Source organism: Mycobacteriales bacterium (genome assembly GCA_036497565.1).
Classification (GTDB): Bacteria; Actinomycetota; Actinomycetes; order Mycobacteriales; family QHCD01; genus DASXJE01.
This window is the reverse complement of the sequence record DASXJE010000151.1, coordinates 1-7,198: the sequence shown is the minus strand read 5'-3', so window position 1 is coordinate 7,198 and position 7,198 is coordinate 1. Positions and strand designations below refer to the sequence as shown.

At 70.3% G+C, this 7,198-nt stretch carries 9 protein-coding genes; 5 read left to right on the top strand and 4 right to left on the bottom strand.

What is annotated here, in order from left to right; genetic code table 11:
• Positions 1 to 908 (top strand): phosphotransferase (locus VGH85_13355; GenBank protein HEY2174788.1); only part of this gene is annotated, 908 nt, incomplete at its 5' end.
• Here the strand turns inward: VGH85_13355 and VGH85_13350 are convergent.
• Positions 902 to 1,675 (bottom strand): class I SAM-dependent methyltransferase, encoded by a 774-nt coding sequence (locus VGH85_13350; protein ID HEY2174787.1) that lies wholly within the window; start codon positions 1,673 to 1,675, stop codon positions 902 to 904. The genes VGH85_13355 and VGH85_13350 overlap by 7 nt on opposite strands.
• 78 nt (positions 1,676 to 1,753) lie before the next feature.
• Between VGH85_13350 and VGH85_13345 the strand changes: the two genes are divergently transcribed.
• Together VGH85_13345 and VGH85_13340 are read left to right on the top strand one after the other, a co-directional pair.
• Complete coding sequence (locus tag VGH85_13345; GenBank protein HEY2174786.1) at positions 1,754 to 2,305, top strand: AAA family ATPase; 552 nt, start codon at positions 1,754 to 1,756, stop codon at positions 2,303 to 2,305.
• The gene (locus tag VGH85_13340) at positions 2,302 to 2,916 is read left to right on the top strand and encodes a GNAT family protein (GenBank protein HEY2174785.1); all 615 of its coding nucleotides are present in this window, start codon (positions 2,302 to 2,304) and stop codon (positions 2,914 to 2,916) included. The genes VGH85_13345 and VGH85_13340 overlap by 4 nt, the downstream gene beginning before the upstream one ends.
• Positions 2,917 to 2,928: 12 nt before the next feature.
• On the opposite strand, the gene VGH85_13335 is transcribed toward VGH85_13340, so the two are convergent.
• Both VGH85_13335 and VGH85_13330 read right to left on the bottom strand, forming a co-directional pair.
• Positions 2,929 to 3,750: an isocitrate lyase/phosphoenolpyruvate mutase family protein gene (locus tag VGH85_13335; protein ID HEY2174784.1), complete on the bottom strand. Its 822-nt coding sequence runs from the start codon at positions 3,748 to 3,750 to the stop codon at positions 2,929 to 2,931.
• A gap of 35 nt (positions 3,751 to 3,785) precedes the next feature.
• Positions 3,786 to 4,292 (bottom strand): carboxymuconolactone decarboxylase family protein, encoded by a 507-nt coding sequence (locus tag VGH85_13330; GenBank protein HEY2174783.1) that lies wholly within the window; start codon positions 4,290 to 4,292, stop codon positions 3,786 to 3,788.
• A 46-nt stretch (positions 4,293 to 4,338) separates the two neighbouring features.
• On the opposite strand from VGH85_13330, the gene VGH85_13325 reads away from it, so the two are divergent.
• Positions 4,339 to 5,736, top strand: coding sequence for a PLP-dependent aminotransferase family protein (locus VGH85_13325; protein HEY2174782.1), 1,398 nt, complete (start codon positions 4,339 to 4,341; stop codon positions 5,734 to 5,736).
• 178 nt (positions 5,737 to 5,914) lie between these two features.
• On the opposite strand, the gene VGH85_13320 is transcribed toward VGH85_13325, so the two are convergent.
• A complete protein-coding gene (locus tag VGH85_13320) occupies positions 5,915 to 6,688 on the bottom strand; it encodes a class I SAM-dependent methyltransferase (protein HEY2174781.1) in 774 nt (257 codons plus the stop codon).
• Between the two features lie 166 nt (positions 6,689 to 6,854).
• Here VGH85_13320 and VGH85_13315 point away from each other — a divergent pair.
• The coding region (locus VGH85_13315) for a hypothetical protein (protein ID HEY2174780.1) at positions 6,855 to 7,198 on the top strand (344 nt) is incomplete at its 3' end.

Genomic DNA, 7,198 nt, shown 5'->3' with positions numbered 1-7,198 from the left:
CCTCCGGCCCGGTGCTCGTCAAGCGGTTCTGGAAGGGATCCGAACTGCCCTGGCGGGTGACGCTGGACGCCGCGATGCGACTCGAGCAGCGGGCGTTGGCTGCGGGCATCGATTCACCCAGCCCGGTACCGCCACGGACAGCGCAGTTCGGTGCCGCCGCGCAGATCGACGGGCTCGGGATCTTCCGCGCCTATCCCTTCCTGCCGCATCGGCCGCTCGCACCCGACGACGACATCGCCGACTGGCTCGGCGAGACGCTCGCCCGCATCCAGCACCTCGAGCCGCCGCTGGCCGAGGTTCCGGCGCCGACCTGGTGGTACAACCAGTTCCCCGAGGTGGCGTCAGCCGACTGGCACGAATGGCTCCAGAAGGGCGGCGCCACCAACCGGGCCTGGGTGCCGGCGCTAAACCATCACCTCCGGCTGATCCTCGACCTGTCCGTCCGCGTCACCGATGTCTTCGCCGCGACCGGCCCGCACGTGCAGACACACCGGGACTTCGAGCCGTGGAATGTGCTGATGGTCCTGCACGGTCGAGGAGCGCGACCGGTGCTCATCGACTGGGACGTCGCCGGCCCGGACAGCGCCAACCTAGAAGCCGCACACGTGCTGACCTCGTTCGCCAAGCACGGGCGGCCGGCGCCGGACACTGAGCGCATGCGTCAGTCCGTCGGTGCCTACGTCGCCGCCGGTGGGCAGCCGCTACGGCCCGGGCCCGACCTCCTCGTGCGCACCCTCGGAATGCGGCTCGCCAAGATCTCGCAGGGAATCCGCGCAGACCTCGCCGGAACCACTCCGCGCAGCTCCCTGCCCGCGTCCGCGGAGGCGAAGGTCCTCGAACACATCGAAGGACTGCCGGCATTGATCGCCGAGACGACCGGGTGGGCTGGCGGTTTTCCGCGTCACTGAGCCCAATTCGTCCCGCGTACCGAGAACAGCGCCGGCAGCGCCGCGGCCGCCGGTCCACCGGCGGTCGGCGCGTCCGCGGGGAACTCGTGCAGAAACTCGATGATGATTCCGGCGTTGATCAGCGCGGTGACGACATCCCCGACAGAGTGGATCCACTCGCGCGTCTCTTGGTGCTGCAGACCAGCGTCCGAGATCGCGTACGACCCGTCGGTGCTGACCGCCGACGGCGTTGGTGAGTGGAAGTAACTCTGCTGTAAATGCAGTCCGTCGGGGGTCTGGGCAATCGCCATCGCGAGCGGATGGATGTCGAGCAGATAGAAGAATCCGCCCGGCTTGAGAAGCGACGCGCAAACCTCCGCCAACGCAGGGATGTCCTCGACCCACATCAGGACGCCCCGGGAGAGGAAGACCACGTCGTAGGTGCGACGATCGAGATGGCGGTCGACGTCGAAGACGTCTGCACAGACGAACGGGACGTCGAGTCCGGCCCGCTGCGCGAGCCCGCGAGCGATGCTGATGGCCTCGGTCGAGAAGTCCACGCCGGTGACCTGTGCACCTCGCCGCGCCCACGACATCGTGTCCAGCCCGATGTGGCACATCAGGTGGGCCATGCGCAGGCCGGTCACCCCCCCGACCTCGGCGATCTCCACGTCGCCGAGGGTGGTGGCACCGGCGAGGAAACCGTCGACGTCGTAGTAGTCGGACGCAGCGTGCAGCGGCGCGATCTCGTCCCAGAACCTCTGGTTGACACCCGTGTGCGCATCCATGCGGCGAGCCTGCCTCGTGGCGGCCTCGCCCGCCACCCACAAAGCGTCGCCGCCGCGGCGCCCGCCGTACCATGTGCCATGCCTTTGCCCACCCTCATCGTCGTCAGCGGACCACCCGGCTCCGGAAAGACCACGCTCGCGCACGAGATCGCCCGCGCCGTCGGCTGCCCGGCGATCTGTCGCGACGAGATCAAGGAGGGCATGGTCCATGCCACTCCCGGCTACGAGGCGAAACTCAGCGACCCGCTCGCTATGCGGACCTACACGACCTTCTTCGACGTCATCCGGGTGCTGCTCAGTGCCGGGGTGACCGTCGTGGCCGAGGCGGCGTTCCAGGACAAGCTGTGGCGGCCCGCCCTCGAGCCGCTCACCGATCTTGCAGAGTTCCGGATCATCCACAGCGTGGTGGACGCCGCCGTACGCCGCGACCGGATCGAACGCCGGCTTGCGCTGGAGCCCGGCCGGGCAGCTCACGCCGACCACTCCCACCTGCACAACGTCGCGGCGCAGGGACCGGCGCCGGATGCATTCGTCCCGATCGCCCTCCCTGTCCCGGAGATCCACGTCGACACCACCGATGGCTACGAGCCGGGCATCAAGGACGTCGTGGCCTTCGTCAACCGTCCATGAACGACGCGGACCTGCTCCAGTTGGAGATGGACACGCTGTGGGGACCCGACGACGTCGGCCGCGACGGTGACACCCCGCTCGTGGCAATCGGTGTCGCTCCCGATGGTCGGGTCGTGCCGAGTCGGGCGGGCACCACCAGGACTGCGGAGTTGCTCGGGTCGATCGCGTCCGTGACGGCCGCCGGCGGACCCAGCTACGTGATCGAAAACGCCGTCACCCCAGCCGGATCGGCGATCGTCACCTCCGACGAGACAGTACCGACGGCCCTGCACGCCGCTCGCCCCGCGAAGTGGTGGGAACGCGAGGAATGGTCGGACCTGCTCGCCGGCCGACTCGGGCCGTGGGCGATCGCCGTCGACACGGGACGGGTCGTGGCGCTGTGCCACACGCCCCGGGCACGGGGCCGTGCGGCGGAGGCCGGCGTATGGACGCATCCCGATGACCGGCGCCGCGGCCACGCGTCCGCCGTCACGTCGGCGTGGGCCGCAATCGCCCGCAGCCGGTACGACGTCCTCTTCTACAGCACCTCGGCGGACAACCTTGCGTCGCAGGGAGTTGCCCGCAGGCTCGGGCTGCGGCCGATCGGGTGGATCTGGCAACTGCGCGGTTAGGGCCCGCCGCAGTCAGGACCGGTCGCTGAAGGCATCGTTGGCGAATTCGCGCCCGACCGCCGACCGCTCCCAGAACCCGTACGTACCCTGCTCCCGCAGCTCCCGGGCAGCGTCGACCAGACCGCTCAGCGCCGCATAGGCGAAGGCGCCGCCGACGGAGATGCGCGCGACACCGAGCGCCGCAAGCTCGCCGACGTCGGGTCCGGCCGGCAGGGCGAGCACGTTGACCGGTACGTCGACCGACGACACGACCGCCCGGATGTCGTCGGGCCGGACGAGACCGGGCGCGTAGACGACGTCGGCGCCGGCCCGCTGGTAGCTCTGCAGCCGCGCGATCGTGTCGGCCAGATCCTCGCGGCCGTGCAGGTAGTTCTCGGCCCGCGCGGTGAGAACGAGCCGATCCGCACCGCCGTGCGCCGCCTCGGCCGCAGCCGCGACCCGGTCCGCGGCCAGCCCGGCGTCGTAGATCGGCGTGTCGGCCTTTCCGGTGAAATCCTCGACGGAGCAGCCGGCGAGGCCGGTCCTGATCGCCGCAGAGATGGTTCCCGCGACCTCGTCCGGCTTGTCGGCGAAGCCATTCTCCAGGTCGGCAGACACCGGGAGATCAGTCGCGGCCACGATGGTTGCGGCGTGGTCGAGTGCCTGCGACCGGGTGACGGTTCCGTCCAGGCGCCCGAGTGTGGCGGCGTATCCGCTACTCGTCGTTGCGAGCGCCTGATAGCCCAGCGCGGCGAGGATCCGGGCGGACCCGGCATCCCACGGGTTGGGGAGCAGCAGTGGCTCGCCGGGCCGGTGCAGTGCTCGGAATTCGGCAACCAGATCCGCGTTCGCCACGCCCGGAACTCTAACAGCGCCCGCGGACCCTACCGTCACGGTTGGTACGACCCCGGAAGCCAGGCACGGGTGCTCACCGCGATGGCGTTCCACGCGTTGATGGTGGTGATCAGGCTGATCAGTGCGGCGATCTCGTCCACGGTGAACTCGGCGGCGACGGCGTTGTAGTGCTCGGTCGGGACGTGGTCCGTGGCGAGCAACGTCACCGATTCGGTGAAGGCCAGTGCCGCCCGCTCCCGGCCGGTGAAGTAGGGCGTCTCGCGCCAGGCCGGCAGCGCGTAGAGGCGCTGCTCGGACTCGCCGATCGCGCGGGCGTCCTTGGTGTGCATGTCGATGCAGTAGGCGCACCCGTTGAGCTGCGAGGCGCGGATGCGGACGATCTCGCGCAGCCGCGGATCGAAGTCCACCCGGTCCAGTTCCTTGGTGGCGGCGCCGTCGAGGTGCGCCATCGCTCGGGAGAAGGTGGCGGCGTGGGCGTCGAAGTCGAGCCGCACGGGAACGGTCTCGGTTGTGGTGTCAGTCGTGGTGTCTGTCGTGGTCATGCCTCGACCATAGGCAGGAATCAGACCAACGATAAGGTCCACTTCCATGACTGAAACGCGGGCCACTTTCGGTGCCGACCTGCACCTCGACCTGGCCGGACCACGGATCCGGGCATCCCTCGAATCGGCCCTCCGCGAGGCGGTGCAGACCGGTCGGCTCCATCCCGGCACCCAGCTGCCCTCGTCACGCACGCTGGCGGCCGATCTCGGGATCGCGCGGAACACAGTTGCCGACGCCTACGGCCAATTGGTCGCCGAAGGGTGGCTCACCGCCGTACGCGGATCGGGGACCCGGGTCGGAGAACGCACGGTGGCGCCGGAGACTCCGGCACCCGGCGCGACCACTCCGGACCGGCCGGCCCGCTACAACCTGCAGGCCGGATCACCGGACCTGTCGGCCTTTCCGCGCAGCGCGTGGCTGACCGCCGCCCGACGGGCCATCGGGTCGGCTCCGAACGACGCATTCGGCTACGGCGACCCGCGTGGGCGCCCTGAGCTGCGGCGGGCCCTGGCGGGGTACCTCTCGCGCGCCCGGGGCGTGCGTGCATCGGCGGACCGCATCGTGATCTGTTCCGGCTTCACCCAGGCCCTCACCCTGCTGGGGCAGGTGCTCGCCGCGGACGGTGGGAAGACCATGGCGATCGAGGCCTACAGCCACCAGCATCATCGCGATATCGCCACCGCCGCGGGACTCCGGCCCACCGCCGTGCCGGTCGACGACCGCGGCGCCGTCGTCGGTGAGCTCGGCGATGCGGCAGCGGCCCTGCTGACTCCGGCGCACCAGTTCCCGCTCGGTGTGCCGCTCGCTGCGGATCGTCGTACCGAGGCCGTCGAATGGGCGGCGGCAACGTCGTCGCTGATCATCGAGGACGACTACGACGGCGAGTTCCGCTACGACCGGCAGGCCGTCGGCGCGATGCAGGCGCTCGCACCAGAGCATGTCGTCTACGGCGGGACCGCGAGCAAGACGCTCGCCCCCGCGCTCCGATTGGCCTGGCTAGTCCTCCCGGCCCGGCTCGTCGACGATGTCGCCTCGGCGAAGGCGCTGGCCGACCGGCAGGGCGGGATCATCGACCAGCTGACCCTTGCCCAGTTCATCGATTCCGGCGGCTACGACCGGCAGGTGCGCAGCCGCAGGACGGCCTACCGCCGTCGCCGCGACCGACTCGTCGCCGCGGTGCACCGGCATGCGCCGGATCTGCGGATCGCCGGTGTAGCAGCGGGTTTGCACGCCCTGCTCGAGCTCCCCCACGGCGCCGACGAGGATGAGGTCGTGTCACGCGCGGGCGCGAGGGGGGTCGCCGTACACGGTCTCGGATCGTTCACCGCACCGGGCACCGCGCACCGACCCGCCCTCGTAATCGGCTACGGGACTCCACCCGCGCACGCCTTCACCACGGCGATCGCCCGGCTCTGCGCGGCGCTCGCCGAGTCGCGCCCCTAAGACGGACCCGACGTCCGGAACCGGCGCTGCTGGCGGTGCACCAGGACGAACGCGACGAGCCCGGCGAGGACCAGCAGGGCTCCGCCCCCGCTGATCACCATCCAGCGTCCGAAGATCGATGCCGCCGGGGCAGGTGACCGTGACTGGACCGAGTTGCGCGCTGATGGTGGCCAAGCCGTCACTCCTGTCGCAGGACGGTGCGGAGCTGGCGGAACCGGAAGAGCTGCCGCGAACCTGTGACCTGACCGTAGGCGGCGGCGACATCGTCGACGAACGCGTCCGCCGTGGCGTCGTCCGGCAGCCGGGACATCCAGGCCGAGAAGCCGACCCGGCACCAACGGGCGAAGTCGGTCGGCGTACCGAAATCCCAGGTCAGGTCGTCGACGGCGAGCTCCGAGATCTGAAAACCGGCGGCATCCGCGACGGCCCGCACGTCGTCGGGGGCGGGGTGCACGAAGGGCGGCGGGAAGTCGTCGAACCACGACCGCCAGCGCGGCGCGCGGCAGACCTGCATCGCGCTGGTCTCCAGGCTGGGCCGCGCGCCCCCGCACACGAACTGCAGCAGGGCCCACCCGCCGGGGCGGAGCGCGACCCCGATGCGCCCGAACGCCCGCCGTTGATCGCGCACCCAGTGCAGGACGTTGAAGGACACGATCACGTCGAACTCGGCGACGAACGGCATCGTCAGCACGTCGCCCGCGTCGAACTGCAGCCGGCCGCCGGCTACGGCGTGCTCGCGGGCGGTCTCGACCATGCGGGGAGAGGCATCGATGCCGAGCACCGAACCGGTCGGCAGTCGCTCGGCCAGCACCGCGGTGACCTGCCCGTCGCCACAGCCCACATCGAGGAGGCGCTCGTCGCCGCGCAACTGCAGGCCGGACAGCGATCGGGCGGCGAGCCATTGCTGAAGGGCGTTGACCTTCTCATACAGCGCCCCGTCCCAGTCGGCCACGACCCCATCCTGTTCCCCCGAGCAGTCACCTGCCCCACGTTCCCCGCCGACCCCAGGCCGCGGGAGAGCAATTCGCTGCACGGGTTTAACTCTCCGTAGATTGGATATTACGTAGGGTGAGCAGTCGGCGGGGGGTCGGTTGCCGGGTCCGATGGGGGCAACGGACATGGGAAGACATCGCAAGGCGGTCATCGCCGTGGCGGTCGCGGGCAGCGTCGCCGTGGTTCTGGGTACGTCGACGTGGGCATCAGCCGGGGGCGGGCAACCGGCACCGCACGCGGCGACCACCAAGTCAGGGGTCGCCCAGTCAGGGGTCGTGAACGCGACCCCCACCGACGACTCGTACACCGATCCGGAGTTTCCGCTGCGGGTGAACGGCTATACGACGAAGCTCACGGCACAACCCGCCGGTGGGAAGACCGCGTACGTCCGGTTCAACGTCGCCGGACTGCCGGCCGGTGCGCAGGTCACCTCCGCGAAGGTGACGCTGGCCCGGATGGGTGGTCACAA

Excerpts from the sequence above, each read along its gene's own strand:
- VGH85_13350 (HEY2174787.1), bottom strand. The coding sequence starts at position 1,675 with ATGGATGCGCACACGGGTGTCAACCAGAGGTTCTGGGACGAGATCGCG.
- VGH85_13345 (HEY2174786.1), top strand. The coding sequence starts at position 1,754 with ATGCCTTTGCCCACCCTCATCGTCGTCAGCGGACCACCCGGCTCCGGA.
- VGH85_13340 (HEY2174785.1), top strand. The coding sequence starts at position 2,302 with ATGAACGACGCGGACCTGCTCCAGTTGGAGATGGACACGCTGTGGGGA.
- VGH85_13330 (HEY2174783.1), bottom strand. The coding sequence starts at position 4,292 with ATGACCACGACAGACACCACGACTGACACCACAACCGAGACCGTTCCC.
- VGH85_13325 (HEY2174782.1), top strand. The coding sequence starts at position 4,339 with ATGACTGAAACGCGGGCCACTTTCGGTGCCGACCTGCACCTCGACCTG.